Annotated in this window: 20 protein-coding genes; 3 read left to right on the plus strand and 17 right to left on the minus strand. The window is 60.9% G+C overall.

What is annotated here, in order from left to right; translation table 11 throughout:
• Positions 1 to 88: 88 nt before the first annotated feature.
• The 12 genes from NUU27_RS12565 to NUU27_RS12620 all read right to left on the minus strand — a co-directional run bounded on the left by NUU27_RS12565 (position 89) and on the right by NUU27_RS12620 (position 6,274).
• Positions 89 to 853 (minus strand): transglycosylase SLT domain-containing protein, encoded by a 765-nt coding sequence (locus NUU27_RS12565; protein ID WP_257762457.1) that lies wholly within the window; start codon positions 851 to 853, stop codon positions 89 to 91.
• Between the two features lie 3 nt (positions 854 to 856).
• Positions 857 to 1,192, minus strand: coding sequence for a DUF736 domain-containing protein (locus tag NUU27_RS12570; protein WP_257762458.1), 336 nt, complete (start codon positions 1,190 to 1,192; stop codon positions 857 to 859).
• Between the two features lie 49 nt (positions 1,193 to 1,241).
• Entirely contained in the window at positions 1,242 to 1,787 is a 546-nt protein-coding gene (locus NUU27_RS12575) for a S26 family signal peptidase (RefSeq protein WP_257762459.1), read from the minus strand.
• Entirely contained in the window at positions 1,784 to 2,284 is a 501-nt protein-coding gene (locus NUU27_RS12580; protein ID WP_257762460.1) for a DUF2840 domain-containing protein, read from the minus strand. Before NUU27_RS12580 ends, NUU27_RS12575 begins: the two co-directional genes overlap by 4 nt.
• Positions 2,281 to 2,532 carry a hypothetical protein gene (locus NUU27_RS12585; protein ID WP_257762461.1) on the minus strand — a complete coding sequence of 84 codons (252 nt, stop codon included), beginning with the start codon at positions 2,530 to 2,532 and terminating at the stop codon, positions 2,281 to 2,283. The genes NUU27_RS12580 and NUU27_RS12585 overlap by 4 nt, the downstream gene beginning before the upstream one ends.
• On the minus strand, positions 2,529 to 3,167 hold the full coding sequence (parA, locus tag NUU27_RS12590; protein ID WP_257762462.1) for a ParA family partition ATPase: 639 nt from the start codon (positions 3,165 to 3,167) through the stop codon (positions 2,529 to 2,531). Before parA ends, NUU27_RS12585 begins: the two co-directional genes overlap by 4 nt.
• Positions 3,164 to 4,339, minus strand: a complete 1,176-nt coding sequence (locus tag NUU27_RS12595) for a replication initiator protein A (RefSeq protein ID WP_257762463.1) — start codon at positions 4,337 to 4,339, stop codon at positions 3,164 to 3,166. The genes parA and NUU27_RS12595 overlap by 4 nt, the downstream gene beginning before the upstream one ends.
• A gap of 8 nt (positions 4,340 to 4,347) precedes the next feature.
• Positions 4,348 to 4,620 carry an AlpA family transcriptional regulator gene (locus NUU27_RS12600; protein WP_257762464.1) on the minus strand — a complete coding sequence of 91 codons (273 nt, stop codon included), beginning with the start codon at positions 4,618 to 4,620 and terminating at the stop codon, positions 4,348 to 4,350.
• Between the two features lie 132 nt (positions 4,621 to 4,752).
• Positions 4,753 to 5,223, minus strand: a complete 471-nt coding sequence (locus NUU27_RS12605; RefSeq protein WP_257762465.1) for a DUF2285 domain-containing protein — start codon at positions 5,221 to 5,223, stop codon at positions 4,753 to 4,755.
• Positions 5,171 to 5,506, minus strand: a complete 336-nt coding sequence (locus NUU27_RS12610) for a transcriptional regulator domain-containing protein (RefSeq protein WP_257762466.1) — start codon at positions 5,504 to 5,506, stop codon at positions 5,171 to 5,173. Before NUU27_RS12610 ends, NUU27_RS12605 begins: the two co-directional genes overlap by 53 nt.
• A gap of 118 nt (positions 5,507 to 5,624) precedes the next feature.
• Positions 5,625 to 5,993: a DUF2285 domain-containing protein gene (locus NUU27_RS12615; protein ID WP_308219964.1), complete on the minus strand. Its 369-nt coding sequence runs from the start codon at positions 5,991 to 5,993 to the stop codon at positions 5,625 to 5,627.
• Between the two features lie 20 nt (positions 5,994 to 6,013).
• Entirely contained in the window at positions 6,014 to 6,274 is a 261-nt protein-coding gene (locus tag NUU27_RS12620; protein WP_257762467.1) for a helix-turn-helix domain-containing protein, read from the minus strand.
• Positions 6,275 to 6,429: 155 nt separating this feature from the next.
• On the opposite strand from NUU27_RS12620, the gene NUU27_RS12625 reads away from it, so the two are divergent.
• Positions 6,430 to 6,648, plus strand: coding sequence for a helix-turn-helix domain-containing protein (locus NUU27_RS12625; protein ID WP_151610482.1), 219 nt, complete (start codon positions 6,430 to 6,432; stop codon positions 6,646 to 6,648).
• A gap of 199 nt (positions 6,649 to 6,847) precedes the next feature.
• Here the strand turns inward: NUU27_RS12625 and NUU27_RS12630 are convergent, their stop codons facing one another.
• Entirely contained in the window at positions 6,848 to 7,894 is a 1,047-nt protein-coding gene (locus NUU27_RS12630) for an IS110 family transposase (protein WP_257762468.1), read from the minus strand.
• A gap of 292 nt (positions 7,895 to 8,186) precedes the next feature.
• Here NUU27_RS12630 and NUU27_RS12635 point away from each other — a divergent pair, with 292 nt between their 5' ends.
• On the plus strand, positions 8,187 to 9,512 hold the full coding sequence (locus NUU27_RS12635) for a nucleotidyltransferase (RefSeq protein WP_257762469.1): 1,326 nt from the start codon (positions 8,187 to 8,189) through the stop codon (positions 9,510 to 9,512).
• Positions 9,502 to 10,083 (plus strand): SLATT domain-containing protein, encoded by a 582-nt coding sequence (locus tag NUU27_RS12640; protein ID WP_151610485.1) that lies wholly within the window; start codon positions 9,502 to 9,504, stop codon positions 10,081 to 10,083. Before NUU27_RS12635 ends, NUU27_RS12640 begins: the two co-directional genes overlap by 11 nt.
• A 283-nt stretch (positions 10,084 to 10,366) precedes the next feature.
• Here the strand turns inward: NUU27_RS12640 and NUU27_RS12645 are convergent, their stop codons facing one another.
• The 4 genes from NUU27_RS12645 to NUU27_RS12660 form a co-directional block, all read right to left on the minus strand.
• A complete protein-coding gene (locus NUU27_RS12645; protein ID WP_257762470.1) occupies positions 10,367 to 10,687 on the minus strand; it encodes a DUF736 domain-containing protein in 321 nt (106 codons plus the stop codon).
• 580 nt (positions 10,688 to 11,267) lie between these two features.
• Positions 11,268 to 11,705, minus strand: a complete 438-nt coding sequence (locus NUU27_RS12650) for a hypothetical protein (RefSeq protein WP_257762471.1) — start codon at positions 11,703 to 11,705, stop codon at positions 11,268 to 11,270.
• A 170-nt stretch (positions 11,706 to 11,875) separates the two neighbouring features.
• Entirely contained in the window at positions 11,876 to 12,514 is a 639-nt protein-coding gene (locus NUU27_RS12655; RefSeq protein WP_257762472.1) for a glutathione S-transferase family protein, read from the minus strand.
• A gap of 138 nt (positions 12,515 to 12,652) precedes the next feature.
• A complete protein-coding gene (locus NUU27_RS12660; protein WP_257762473.1) occupies positions 12,653 to 13,573 on the minus strand; it encodes a DUF2493 domain-containing protein in 921 nt (306 codons plus the stop codon).
• Positions 13,574 to 13,764 lie beyond the last annotated feature (191 nt).

Consider the following 13,764-nt stretch of genomic DNA (forward strand, 5'->3'; position numbering starts at 1 on the left):
AATCGGTCGGTTGTGGTTCCTGCGGCTACCCTTCGCGCACTCCATGACACACCAGAGCCCGAGGTCATGCGATGAGAGCTGCAACGTGTCATGGTTCACCCCTCGTGTCATCCTGAGCAACGAAGATCGCTTTCGGATGTAACTGATCCTCGGGATTCCGCTGCACCGGCACGGAAGCGGAAGTGTCGTCCGGGTGTTTGTCGGTGGTGCGGTCCGCGACTGTCCGGCGGTCAACTGAGCGCGGGACGAACAGCGGCGCCTCACGCCAGTCGGGCGGCGATGGCGCAGCCGGAGCGCCGGGCGACGGCACCGTTGCGCCCAGCGCCGGTGCAAGCAGATCAACATAGGCGCGTGTTTCCGCGGGCAGCGGTCGGCCGGTCGTAAGATATTCGTCATAGCGATCTGGCCCCGCATTGTAGGCCGCCAGCATCGCCGGGATTGTGCGATAGCGGTCGTACATCTCGCGCAGATAAGCCGCGCCGGCGAGGATGTTGTCGTGCGGATCGAAGGGATCGGATCCGAGATGATATCGGGTGCGCAGATCATCCCAGGTCGCCGGCATGACCTGCATCAATCCCTGCGCTCCGGCGTCGGAGATGGCGCGTGTGTCGCCATCGCTTTCGCCGCCCATGACGGCCATGATCCAGCGCTCGGGAACACCGAAACGCTGCGCCGCTTCAGCAATGTATGCACCGATGGATTCGCGGATATTCTGTTGCTGGACAGGCACGGGTTGTGCGGATGCGCTGCCGCTGTCGAGTAGAGCGAGCGGAAGGCCGAAAAGGAGAAGGAGGGCGATGCGGCCGCAGGAACCGCACCGCCGCAATGAAGCTGACGGACCGATGAGCGGCATCGATCAGTCCTGCTCGTCGCGCTTCTTCGGACGGGTCCAGTGCAGGCCCCAGTCGCGCCCATCCTCGTCCGACTGGAACAGCCGGGCGCGCACCGGAAACGCGAATGCCGGGTCATCGAGGACGACGGAGATGAATGTGCCGGCGCGGTCGCCGGTATGTTTCCAGCCGGCACCGACTTCCGGGCCGGTCTCGTCGCCGAGATGTACGCGATAGGCTGGCGCGTTCTCGCTGTCGGCATTCTCGGCTGTGACGAAGGTGAGCGCGCAATCGAGGGACAGCGAGCGCATGCGACCGCTATACCCGTCTGGTGTGCGCGTGAATTGACCGATCTGGGGCATGATGGATCTCCTGTTTGGATGCGGTGGGATTGCGGGAAGGCGTGCGTCGTCACCGCGTCGGCGCGCGCCAGACGAAGCGGCCATCGCCGTCTTCGTCGGTGTAGAGAGGGACAGCCCGGCCGATGACGGTCGTCGCCGAAAGCGGACCGAAATATCGCCCGTCGAGGCTGTCGGGGACTTGCCAGTTCATGAGGAAGAGCTCGTCCGCAGCGACGGTGCGACAGCCGCTCCAGACCGGCAGCGGCCGATCCAGGCGATCACGGTCGCGCGCTTCGCCCATCGCGATTCCGTCGACCGTGATGGTGTGGTCGATGCGACATATGCGCTGTCCCGGCAGGCCGAGAACGCGCTTCAAGATCGGTACGTCGCGGCCGATGTAACCGCGCTCGACCATGAAATCCTCGAGAGGCTCGGGCGGCATCACGGCGACCAGATCGGGGACGTCGAGATGCGCGGCGGGTTCGATGCGGTAGAGCCCGATTGGTGCGCTGGCCGACACGTTCCAGACGAGCTTCAGCGCTGTCGGAACGATGGCGGCCGCAGCGACGCCCATGGCGGTGAAGTAGGTCAGCATGACGTAGCCGAAGCGGGTCATCGTTCGATCTCCCGCCGCTTGAGCCATGCCTGATGACGCTCCCGCGTGTAGGGACGCGGTTCCTGGCCGGCGCTCATCCGGTGCGCCACATGGCGCCAGTGATCGGGCGCGGCGTCGCAGGGATCGACGTCCGTGGCTTCCACCGCGTCGATGTGCTGGAGCACCTTCTCGACCTTCGGCCAGCCTTCGATCTTGAGCAGGATTTCCCCGCCGGGTCGCACGAAGGGCAGGGTCTGATATGCGGCGCCGTGCTCGACGGCGCGCACGATGTCGATGCGGGAGATGACAGTGCCATAGTCATTGGCCGCCCAGCGCACGAAACCGAAGATGGCGCCGGGTCGGAAGGAGACGACGCGTCGGCGGCGGTCGATGATCCGCTCGGCAGCTACGCGGCCGAAGCGAATCCAGTATTCGATCCTGCCTTCGACCCAGGTCAATTCGACATGGGTGAGTGACTCGGAAGTGTGGGCGGAAGGCATCGGGCCGGTGCCGGTCATGAGGGATCTCCTTCGCCATTCGGAAATTCGCGGGCGAGCAGGTCGCGCAACATGTCGGCGACGGTGATGCCGCGCTGGAAAGCGGCGATCTTGATGTGCCCGCGCAATTCCGGCGTGATGTCGATGGTCAGGCGCGCCGTGAATCCGGAAGGCTTGCCATCACGGGGAGCAGCATCGTCGGACCTGATCCAGTGCTCGGGATCGCCCGGCCTCGCGGCGAAGGCGCGGCGGTTTGGACGGTCGCTCATGGTGCGAGCCTTCCGATCTCGAGCGCCAGTGCCGTCACTTCCCGCGCGGCGATGCCGTCTGCGTCGCACTCGCAAACGAGGCGGCCGGATTGAGCAGCCGAGGCGAAGATGACGCGCTGGCCGATCGTCGCTCTAAGCGCCGGCGGGTCCTGGTCGGCGAGCGCATCACCGGTTTCGCGCGCGATGATGGTTCGTGCTGGACAGCGGTTGAGGACGAAGCGCACGGCGAGTTGCGGACGGAATATCCGCGCCTCCTCGATCAGGCGCAGGATCTCCGCCGAGGCCCAGCCATCGAAAGGTGACGGTTGCACCGGAATGAGGATGACGTCGGCTGCCAGTAGCGCCGAGCGCATCAACCCTGCGACCCGCGGCGGACCGTCAATGACGACATGGTCGGCATTGCGGGCGAGTTCCGGGGCTTCGTGATGGAGCGTGTCTCGCGCGAGGCCAATGACGCCGAAGCGCCGTGGCAGGCCCTCATGGCTGCGCCTTTCCGACCAGTCGAGAGCCGATCCCTGCGGGTCGGCGTCGATTAGGGTGACGCTATTCCCACCACGCGCCCATTCACCAGCGAGGTGCAAGGCGAGCGTCGTCTTGCCGACACCGCCCTTCTGATTGAGGAACGCCGCAATCATGAAGCGTCTCCCGCGCCAGTACGGGCCGGTTCGCTCTTGGAGACAGCGTCGTCATCGCGTTCGAAGAACGCCGTCTGCCGCCTCCGCTCATCCTCTTTTCGGCCCGTCGGAGAGCGGTTTTCCCCAGAATGCGGGCCCCTAAAAAAGTTAGATTCTTTGTTAGACTCTAAGTTAAGGGGTCGGTTTTTGCTTTCTGCGGAAGAGTTTAGGTCCGGTTTGGGTTCCCGATAGCACGATGGGTCGGTTCCCGATGGCACGATAGTCCGGGTTCCCGATAGCACGACGGCTTCCACAGCCTGTCCACAGGGCGCCGGCTCGAATGCGAGCAGCGTGCGCCCGCCCGCTTCGATCTCGAGAAACAGCATGTAGCCGGGTAGCGGTTGTCGCTGGATGATCGCGCGCAGTTCGAAGGCGAAGCGCTTGAACGGCGAGAGGCTTCCGGATTTGACGTAGAGGTGCCGGAAGTCGAACCGCCAGCCACGCTTCTGCCTGCCGCCATGCTTGCGCACGATCCGGTAGAGCCAGCGCTCGATCCCGCCCGTGAGGCCGAAATAGGCGCGGTCGATGGTGAGGACGAGCGCCTCGTCCAGCACCGCCTTGTAGAACCAATCCGGCACGATGAGCTCGATGCCGTCGGGATTGCCGAACGCATCGGCGCGCTCGGTCCATTCGTTGATCCAGGAAAAGCGATGCATGCGCCGAGCGGTCGTACGACTGCTCGGCGGACCTTCGCTTCGCCCTCGTGGATTGGACGGTGGCTGCCGCAGGGTGGTCGCGACCGTCGTCGATTGCAGCCGGTCGAGCGCGGTTCTCAGCCGGCGATAGTCGCGGGCACTGGTGCCGCGTCCGACGAAGGTGAGGATTTCGTATGGGGTGGTTGCGATCAGGCGCGACGTGCGAAAGCCGTTGTCGCGCGCCTCGACGATCTGGCTGGCCGCCCAGATCAGGATGTCCGCATCCCAGATCGTGGCCATGCCATGCTCGGGAACGGCTTCCACGCGGATGGCGATCTCGCCCGCTCGGAAGTCGATCGGCTCGACGCGGTGGGACTTGGAGAGAGAAAAGAAGGGATAGGCCATGAGGTCCTGCGCATCGCGCGGCGCCAGGTCGCTCGGTAGAGCGCGGAACAGCTCAAGCTGGTCCCGTTCCGATCTGCGAGGCCGCGCCGTCATGGGAGTAATCAGCGGTTCTCGGCAGACGACGGATCGTCATGACGTTTGGCCGGAAGGACCGTGCCGACGCCGGGGTCGGAGGTGGATCGCTTGGCGCCACGTTCCGCCCAGGCCTGCAGGTCATCGACGGAGTAAACGACGCGACCACCGAGTTTGCGGTATGCGGGACCAGTCCCGTAGGTGCGGTGTTTCTCGAGGGTTCGGGCGGAAAGGCTGAGGAAGCGGGCCGCTTCGGGCGTTCTCAGATAGCGCGGCGGTATACCGGCGGTGGCTGCGGGCATGATCGTGCCTCCGTGATCCTTGTTGGCGCCGCCGGATACGGGCGGAGCGTCAGGGTCACGGTGGCGGAGAAGAAAGGGCGTGGGGGAGTGCGAAGATTCGAAAGAAAATTCGCACCCCGATGGCCGCTAGTCTCAGTTGGGGCGATGTCCGAGAAGAAGCCTGCGATAACCGCCCGCCACGAGATCGAGACCAGAGGCGGTGCGACGCATCACGGTGTCGCGCAAAGGAGCGGACTTCCAAGTGATGGCGTTGACTGGAGCGGCGCCGAAGACGGCCTCGGCGATTTCCTGATAGGTAGCCCCTGCACGTCGACCGTCGATCGCGCGGAGGCTTTCGATAAGGCGTTGTCTGCGTTGCGGCGTCAATCGCGTGTCAGGCGATGTCCGGTGATGGAGGACAGCATCGCGGAACCGAACAATTGCATCGACTCGATCCTGCATGAACTGGTCGATGAGCGTAACTGCCGCGACCGGTCCGGCGGGCGCCCTGCCGTCGAGGCAAATTGCCACGAAGTGCTCGGTGTCGATCACGAAGTGAATATAGAGACCTTCATCCGATATTCGGGCATCGGCTGGAATGACCTTGAAGTTCACGGTGGTCATGTTCGGCCCCTGCTGAGGGGCGAAGATCAGGACGCTCGGATCGACAGCAGGGCTCCAAAAGATGTCGGCATTGGGTGCGGACAAGTTCGGCGCTATCGGGAAAGCGTAACCCCCAATGCGCCGTCAGCGCGGTCGCGGCGTGATCGTCTGCCGGATCGGAAGCCGAGACTTCCTTTTCGTATTCGGGGTTGCGCCTGAGAAACTCCCAGGCAAGTTCGGAAGGATTCAGACCGTTCAGATATCGATAGTCCGTCGGGTCGCGCCAGTTCGTTTCCGCCACCATGCCGATTTCCTCCCCGACTCTACGCGGTGGTTCGCAGGTCGTTGGAAGATCGCGTTAAAATTGAAACTTGGATAGCCGAGCAACCGGCATATAGCGATGCAGGGCACGCATCACCTGATCAGTGATAGGCGGATCTAAGAAGATCGCGGTAGCCGTTCTCACTCATCCAGTGCGCGCGGGCGAGATGTGTCTGGTGAACGTGCAGAGCGCGATCGGGCTGCACGTCGGGATCGAGACCAAAGATGATGCGGACTGCTTCAGCCCAATGCGCGGCCTCGGCCTCCGCATCGAGCAAGCGAAGATAGGTCGCAAAGTGCGCACGATCGTATTCGGTCAGGTGTTCGCTGTGCGGCGGCTCGTCCAGAAAGTCAGCTTGCCCCATCTGTCCCCCGGTCTCTCGGCGCGAGGCCTCGGTGCATATGGTTAACGTAAATTGACAAAATTTGTAGAGGCGCGCCGAAAAATCGCTGCGAAAGGAGTGGCGCATTGCGCCTTGCACCTCCGTCGTCAGGCCAGCGCTTCTGGTTGGTTAGGGTTCGCTGCATCGACAATCATCACTCCTTCTCCTCGGTCAGAGGACAGGAAGACGATGCCAGCTGCTTCCAGCGCCCGGCGAATCTGGTCGCACGTGCTCTCATGCACCTTGAGTCCGTTGACGGACTCGAGGCGCTTGAGTGCGGTCAGCGAAACCAGGGCCTTCTCAGCGAGCATCTCTTGTGTCCAACCGAGCAATGCGCGCGCGGCTCGTGCCTGTCGGGCGGTGATCATGCATGATCACCTCCTACAGACCCCGGCATTTACGCCACTAAAACGACTTCTCTATTCGGACCAACCTGACAGCGTGGTTTCCCTCACTCCCTGGTGGTTCATTTACATACTATAGTTGATAAACTTAAAGTATGTAAATCGCGATCTTCCTGCGCATGGATATGCGCAAACTGGTCGGCCGGAACTTCGCCCGCCTGCGTCGGGAGAAAGGTCTGACCCAGGAAGAGGTCGAAGCACGTTCAGGCTTCAGCCAGCAATATCTCAGCAGCCTCGAACGCGGCCGGAGGAACCCGACCGTGATTACGCTATATGAACTGGCCCAGGCCCTCGGCGTCAGCCACGTCGATCTGGTCCAGCCCGACGACCAGGTTTAGCGACACGCCCGCGAGGATCATGCTTCTCTTCGTGGTCGGTACGGGACCGCCACAGGATGGGATCAGAGGAGCCGGCGGGACAATCCATTTTGCGACATCACCTCGGCATCGCCTTGGCGGTCAAGTCGTATTTGCGCGCTCGCCGTTCCCCGTCCCCTCGCGGGGAGGTGCCTCGACCGGGACTGAACCCGGTCGAACCTTATGCCGATGAGGCCGCACCTTCCGGCCGTTTGCCCCAGTCGAATTCCGTTCCGTCGACCCGCATGCGATGGAGGATCACGGCGATTTTCCGCGCCAGCGCGATGATCGTTTTCTTGTGGCCTCGGCGTCGCGAGATCTGTGCGCCCCATGCCCTGAGCGCCGACCACCGTTTCACTCGCGTCAGCAGAACTTGCGCGGCCTCATAGAGCAGAGTTCGCATCATCTCATCGCCCCATCTCGAGATCCGGCCGCTGCGGTCGACCTCACCGGATTGCTGCTTACGCGGTGTCAGTCCGAAGTGTGCGCCGACTGTTCGCGAGCGCGTGAAGCGGGCTGGGACATCGACTGTGGCTCGGAACGTCAGCGCGACGAGAGGACCGACGCCAGGAACGGTCATGAACCGGCGTGCCACTTCATCTTGGCGGGCCAATCGGACAAGCATGTCGTCCAACCGGCCGAACTGCTCCCGCAATCCGCGCCGCGCCAGCAGCAGAGCGTCCGCCACGGCGTGCAGGTCCGTGTCGGCAATCAGCTCGCGCACCCGAGGCTCGAAGTCGCGAGCCGTCACCTTGCCAAGGTGATAGCCGAAGTTTCGGATGAGGCTGCGAATTTCGTTCTCGACGTCCTGAAGTTTGTTCCGCAGAAGTTGGCGTGCGGTGAGGATCGTGCGTAGGCGCTGACTATTCGGTGTCTTAACGTGAACCGGCTTGAACAGACCGACGCGCATCATTTGCGCGATCCCGCGCGCATCGTGCCTGTCGGTCTTGTTGAGCTGCGCAGCGAGCGCCGCCTTCATGTGTCGGGTTTCGACACAGACGACAGGAATATTGGCCTCAGCCATCCGCCCATAGATATGCTGCGACAGCATGCCGGCTTCGAGACCGACGCGGACGATCCTAAACGGAAGTGACAGGATGTGCTGTGCGATCTCCTCGGGATCGGAGGAGAGCTTGCGTTCGTGTGCGACGTGGCCATCGTGATCGACGACGCAAAGATTGACGCTGCGGGCCGAGACATCCAGCCCGATATAGTGATTTTGGGACATGCCGAATCCCTTCTCGAATCAAGAACCGGCACTTCTCATAACCAATCTTCGAACGTTTTTGTAAACTACGACTATTTCAGTCGTTCTTCGCGAGAGAACATCGCAACGCGGGGTCTTCGCACGAAAACTACCATTGTGAACTTGATCGCTACGAAGCCTTCAGCATTTTTTCTGTTGGCAGATCATGTTGCGTGGTTTGACGGATACGGTAGCACGAGTACAAAATAGGAACATCAGCTCGTCGATTCGGAACCTACGGCGTGCATCATCCCTAGAGCCGACAGGGGGCAACGTGGGCATCGCGGACGACTTCAGGACTTTCCTCGACAACATCAAAGTAGATGACTCAGCAACTATCTCGCTTCGCTATGGCGAGATCACCTCCGCGCTGAACAAGCAATTTCGAGATACCGAGTCGAAAACTGCCAACAGCCTTCAGGTCGGCTCCTATGGTCGTTGGACGGCGATCAAGGGCATTTCCGATCTGGACATGATCTATATTGTCCCGGCCTCTGAGTGGGATACCTACATGGATGGCGGACAGTACGAGCTCCTTCGCGACACCAAGGATGCGATCAAGGCGCGCTATCCATCCACAACGGTGAAGGTCGATCGGCTAGTTGTGCGGGTCCTCTATAAGGATTTCCATATTGAGGTTATGCCAGCTTTTCGGGAGGCGGATGGAAGCTACAAATATCCCGACACCGCGAACGGAGGATCATGGAAGATCACAAAGCCCCAAGCCGAACTCGATGAGATGCGGGCGGCTAATGAGCGGAAGAATCGGAATCTCCGGCGCTTGTGTAAGATGGCTCGCGCTTGGAAGAACAAGCACGGCGTGGCTATGGGCGGCCTTCTGATTGATACGCTCGCCTACAACTTTCTCGAATCGACCGATGAGTACGACGAGAAAAGTTACCTCTACTACGATTATATGTGTCGAGATTTCTTCAAGTTCCTGGCTGACCAACCCAAACAGTCGGAATACGCCGCCCTCGGCAGCCGACAGCGCGTACGGGTAAAGAAGAGGTTCGAGCGGAAGGCAAAGAAGGCCCACGAACTCTGCCTGAAGGCTATCGAGGCGAGCGGCCAAGCGAATGAGCGCCAGAAGTGGCGAGACGTGTTCGGCAATGGCTATCCCGCTCCCGCATCCAAGTCGGAAACAGAAGCCACGCTCGCCAAAGCAGCGTTTCGCAACACCGAGGAATTTGTTGAGGATCGGTTTCCGTTGGATGTCCGGTACGACATGCGGATCGACTGCGAGGTTACACAGAACGGCTTCCGGGCCACACGCTTGCTCGACCTTCTCGAGCGGCACGGCATCCTTCTGCGCAAGAAAAAACTTCGATTCTTCGTCGCGGACGGCGCCGATCTCCCCGATGACGTCGACATCTATTGGAAAGTGTTGAATCGAGGAGACGAGGCTGAGCGGCGCGACATGATCCGCGGCCAAATTATCCGTGACAATGGCAATTGGGAACAGCGTGAAAGCACCGACTTCCGGGGCAACCACCTTGTGGAATGCTATGCGGTCCTGAATGGTGTTGTCGTCGCGCGAGATGACATCCTCGTTCCCATTAGCGCACAGAGCGCTGAAGTAGGCGACCATGCAGCTTGATTATGACATCACCCTTGAGGATCAAATCCGCGAGTGCTTCGGTCGGGTGGTCTATACACACAAGACGCACGAGAGGATGGCCGACAACTGCACCAAAAAACTCAATCGGTTTAAGGTTGGACAGATCGTCCTCACCGCAGCGACGAGCACGGGCGCTGTTGGTGTAGTTGTAACGAATGAGACGTGGCTCGAGGTCGCAACGGTTCTGGTGTCATTCCTTACGCTCTTTGTGACAACCTACCTCAAGAACTTCGATTTGGGCGCGACCGCGCAGAAACACCGCGATGCCGCGGCGAAACTGTGGAACGTCCGCGAGTGTTACCTTTCGCTCCTCACGGATCTGCCGGCTCTTGATCGGCAGGCGGCCGTTGAGCGTCGCGACGAGTTGCAGACTATGCTCGCCGCACTCTATCAATCTGCACCACAAACGGATGGCAAAGCCTACGTTGAGGCTCAGAAGCGTCTTCAGAAAATGGAAGACATGACGTTCAGTGCTGACGAGATAGATTGTTTTCTACCGCTATCACTAAAACGTTCAGGCGGACGACCGAAGACCGATGAAGGAACATGAGCGCGTGCCCCCTTCACGCTCACCGGCTATCTGACATTGGGATTTTATAGCAACTAGATGATTAGCTCCGCATGGTGCCGGTGAAACTCCTAAATGGTTCAACCAGGCTCGAAGTTGCTGTGCAGGAGCGCTCGAATACCCCATCTATAATAGTAGTCTTTGATCGATTGGGAAGCGGAAAAAACCGTTTTGAATCGGGCAATCGGCGGTTGACGGCGCATCTGATTCGGTCGGCACAAGAAAAGGTCCCGCCCGGGCCTGCCGGGCGGGAACCTGTCGGGCCTCACTCGCCGTTGCGACGGGTGGGGCGCGACCAGATGAGGCTGAAACCGCCGTCCTCGTCATCGAAGAGGTTGGCGTAGATGGGGCTGGTGAAGCTCGGATCGTCGAGTTTGAGGCCGAGATAGTCGCGACCCTCGTTCGACTGCTTGGACCAGGCTGCTCCGATTTCGGCGCGGCCGACCAGGACGCGGTGGCTGGGAGCGTTCTCGCTGGCCTGGTTGGTTTCGGGGACGATGCGGACGTTCTTGGCCTGCACGTTGAGGGTGACGATTTCGCCGGTGAATTCGTTGCCGGACTTCTTGAATGTGCCGATGGTTGCCATGGTAGTTCTCCTTGATCACTGGTTTCGAGCCCGCACCATGCGGCCTCGATGGCGATCGGAGGGGCCGGAGGCGATCGACGGCGCATCGCTTGCGACCGCAGCGTCAGCGGAGGATGGCAGCCGAAGAACTTTCTTGTTGCGCGAGGAATGGACGCGCAGCGGCCAGGGGATGAAAGTTGGAAGCCGCCATTGCGCCATAGGCGATCGAGGCGCAGCCGGTCTTCGGCCAGATCAGCCCATTGAAGAGGCCGTTTGGAGCGGTCGGCTCACAGGGATCGTTCAAGGAGGGAATGGCAACTCTGAGTGCCCCGCTCATGTCCGGCGAAGGAACGGAAATAGTCTTTGGCCCTGCAGGCCTGTCCGCTTCATATCCAGCGATGCCACCTGATGCGGAAACAAGCCACATTGCGACCTGTACCGGTCGCGCTGTTCGGGGCACATTCCGCCATGCCGTCCGGGAGCGCCGGCGCTCAACCGAAATAGTCGGTCCGTCCCGTACCACGCGTCCATATTGCTCAGCCTTCAATACGGACGCGGCACAAGACCTCAGCCCCTGTCCCGGCTTCGCCTGCAATGGCATTCAGATGCTGGCAGGCGTCTGTCCGGCAGGCCCGGGCGCGGCCATGGAGGCTAAGCGCACGAACGCAGTGATGCCGACCGCCACCGCGCCGATTATGGAGAAGACGGTCTGCCAAGTTTCAGACGGCATGAGATGTTTTACGATGCCGTGGGTGGCGTGAAAGCCTGCAACGGCGGCAGGTGCGACGAAGGCAAGCGCTACGGCGAGTTTCAGCCACATTGGCCGGGCGAACAGGATGAGGAACCGCGCAAGGCCGAACACGAGGCCCGCGCCAACAAGTCCGATAAGGACGCTGCCCGGCAGGCCGGCTCCGGTCTGATAGGCCCACATTCCGGCCGCCACGCAGCCGAGCGCCGGCAAAGCGTAGATGGCAAGCGTGAACAGCAACCAGCAAAGGACTGCAATTGCGGTGATGGATCCGAGAATAGCAATAATCATGGTGGCGTCTCCGCAAGATGAGGTTCGAACGGTTGCGCCTCCACCACCACCATGGCGCAAGTAGAGAGAATATCACAGTCGTGATTCAGTGACGAGTGTAAAGGTCCACATTGAGCCTAAATTACACGATACGGCGCTCACTTTAACGACGGCTTTTCATCATCACAGCACTAGCTTGATGGGAGGCCTGGATCAGTCTCTTCGACACTTCTTCGGTCAGCGGCGTATGCCCACCAATCCGCTAGAGCCGAATGGGACTTCAAGGCATTTGCGCCCTCTGCAGCTTGGACGAAATACGCAATCATTGGCGCAAGATGGCAATCTGCCAACGTGAAATTCTGGCCATCAAGAACGTTGCCTTCCATAGCCAACACATTTAGGGCACCCAACACGGGAAATGACGCTTCTAAGCCTTTTGATATCTCGGTTTCGTCACTGTCTTCTCCAACTGATGGGCGGAAAACACGATGTGCGAACACTTGCCGGACCAAAGGTCGATAGCCGTAGCAATCCACGATCGAAATGACTTGCGCGACACGGCCAAGTGCCTTTGCTCCAGACGGGAGTAGGCGTGGCCCCTCGAATGCGGCCTCAATGTAGCGGCAAATGGCAGTTGTTTCGTAAATATCGAAACCAGCATGGCTTAGAACTGGAACGCGGCCAAACGGGTGCCGTCTCAGATGGTCGAGAGGCACGTCCGTCTGGAACGGGTCTATTTCCTCGGTTTCGTAAGCGACACCCTTTTCGTGAAGCGCAATCCGCGCAATACGATTGTAGACGCTAAACTGATAGCCTCGGAGTATGACCATACTAAAGAGACTATCTGCCAACCGCCGGTGTTGAAAGGCCCCCGCTCGGCCATCTGTCACGAGAACCGAATGAAAGCCGACATCCGATCTGTCGCCCGAAACGGAAGCTTCGTCCGCGATATGAGAAGTTGTGGCGGCTCATGCGAACCGCCACACCGGGATGCCGAGCTTTCTGGCCTTGTCTGCGAGGTTTTCCTGAATGCCGGTGCCGGGGAACACCATAACCCCGATCGGAAGGACATCGAGCATCTGGTCGTTGCGCTTGAAGGGCGCGGCGCGGCCATGCCTGGTCCAGTCGGGCGCGAATCCGATCTGAGTGACGTTGCGATGATCGGCCCAGCGAGCGGCGATCTTCTCGGCGCCCTTTGGCGACTTGCCGTGCATCAGCACCATGGCCGGGTGCTTGGCATGCACCTGGTCGAGCTTGTCCCAGATCAGCTTGTGATCGTTGAAGTCGGAGCCTCCGGAGACGGCGACCTTCGGACCGGCTGGCAAAAGCACCTCGCGACTGGCGCGTTTGCGCTCGGCAATGAAGTCCCGGCTGTCGATAATCGCCGATGTCAGGGCGCGATGATTCACCTGCGAGCCGGTGCGCGGTGACCAGGGCGATCCGGTGGTGCGCAGATAATGCTCGGCGGCGCTGTCGCGGAAGACTTCCAGGCTGTCGCGGCGTTCGATGAGGCCTTGTCCGGTCTCGATGAGCCGTTCAAGCTCGACGGCCTTGATTTCGGAGCCGTCCTGTTCGCGTTGCCCGCGCTTTTGGGCCTGCTCATTGTCGTCGAGCTTGCGCTCGAGGCGGTCGGCGGCGCGGTGGAACATGTTGACGGTCGACCAGAGCAGATCGTCGAGTTCGCCATCGAGGGCGGTATCCGCCATGGTGGCGATCAGGGCGTCGAAGATGTCGGAGACGGCGCCGGCGATGACATTGTCCTCCGGGACGAGGCGTGGGTCCGGACCGTGGCCATCGTGGCGGTAGCCGTGGAGTTCCAGTTCGTTCAGCGCGTGCTCGGTCGGCGAGGACTCGTGATGGGGTTCGAAGGTGTCGTCGTCGAGTGTCATCAGGTGCTCCCTTTGTCGGTTGGCCGCGCCCGCCGCGGCCTTCATGGCGCCGAAAGACAGCGGGCGGACCGGGCCTGCATCCTGGAGCGGCAGCGGAAGGACCGGAGCGTGTGCGGAGGATGGCGAAGGCCGGCGATTTTGTTTCGCGATGGAAAGGCCCGAAGGGCCGCCGGAAAATCGTTGGCCGCAGC

The sequence above is a fragment of the Nitratireductor sp. ZSWI3 genome, from assembly GCF_024655565.1.
Taxonomy (GTDB): domain Bacteria; phylum Pseudomonadota; class Alphaproteobacteria; order Rhizobiales; family Rhizobiaceae; genus Nitratireductor.

Bases quoted from the DNA above. Each gene is read 5' to 3' on its own strand.
- NUU27_RS12565 (WP_257762457.1), bottom strand. From the start codon at position 853: ATGCCGCTCATCGGTCCGTCAGCTTCATTGCGGCGGTGCGGTTCCTGC.
- NUU27_RS12570 (WP_257762458.1), bottom strand. From the start codon at position 1,192: ATGCCCCAGATCGGTCAATTCACGCGCACACCAGACGGGTATAGCGGT.
- NUU27_RS12575 (WP_257762459.1), bottom strand. From the start codon at position 1,787: ATGACCCGCTTCGGCTACGTCATGCTGACCTACTTCACCGCCATGGGC.
- NUU27_RS12580 (WP_257762460.1), bottom strand. From the start codon at position 2,284: ATGACCGGCACCGGCCCGATGCCTTCCGCCCACACTTCCGAGTCACTC.
- NUU27_RS12585 (WP_257762461.1), bottom strand. From the start codon at position 2,532: ATGAGCGACCGTCCAAACCGCCGCGCCTTCGCCGCGAGGCCGGGCGAT.
- parA (WP_257762462.1), bottom strand. From the start codon at position 3,167: ATGATTGCGGCGTTCCTCAATCAGAAGGGCGGTGTCGGCAAGACGACG.
- NUU27_RS12595 (WP_257762463.1), bottom strand. From the start codon at position 4,339: ATGACGGCGCGGCCTCGCAGATCGGAACGGGACCAGCTTGAGCTGTTC.
- NUU27_RS12600 (WP_257762464.1), bottom strand. From the start codon at position 4,620: ATGCCCGCAGCCACCGCCGGTATACCGCCGCGCTATCTGAGAACGCCC.
- NUU27_RS12605 (WP_257762465.1), bottom strand. From the start codon at position 5,223: ATGACCACCGTGAACTTCAAGGTCATTCCAGCCGATGCCCGAATATCG.
- NUU27_RS12610 (WP_257762466.1), bottom strand. From the start codon at position 5,506: ATGGTGGCGGAAACGAACTGGCGCGACCCGACGGACTATCGATATCTG.
- NUU27_RS12615 (WP_308219964.1), bottom strand. From the start codon at position 5,993: ATGCGCCACTCCTTTCGCAGCGATTTTTCGGCGCGCCTCTACAAATTT.
- NUU27_RS12620 (WP_257762467.1), bottom strand. From the start codon at position 6,274: ATGATCACCGCCCGACAGGCACGAGCCGCGCGCGCATTGCTCGGTTGG.
- NUU27_RS12625 (WP_151610482.1), top strand. From the start codon at position 6,430: ATGGATATGCGCAAACTGGTCGGCCGGAACTTCGCCCGCCTGCGTCGG.
- NUU27_RS12630 (WP_257762468.1), bottom strand. From the start codon at position 7,894: ATGTCCCAAAATCACTATATCGGGCTGGATGTCTCGGCCCGCAGCGTC.
- NUU27_RS12640 (WP_151610485.1), top strand. From the start codon at position 9,502: ATGCAGCTTGATTATGACATCACCCTTGAGGATCAAATCCGCGAGTGC.
- NUU27_RS12645 (WP_257762470.1), bottom strand. From the start codon at position 10,687: ATGGCAACCATCGGCACATTCAAGAAGTCCGGCAACGAATTCACCGGC.
- NUU27_RS12650 (WP_257762471.1), bottom strand. From the start codon at position 11,705: ATGATTATTGCTATTCTCGGATCCATCACCGCAATTGCAGTCCTTTGC.
- NUU27_RS12655 (WP_257762472.1), bottom strand. From the start codon at position 12,514: ATGGTCATACTCCGAGGCTATCAGTTTAGCGTCTACAATCGTATTGCG.
- NUU27_RS12660 (WP_257762473.1), bottom strand. From the start codon at position 13,573: ATGACACTCGACGACGACACCTTCGAACCCCATCACGAGTCCTCGCCG.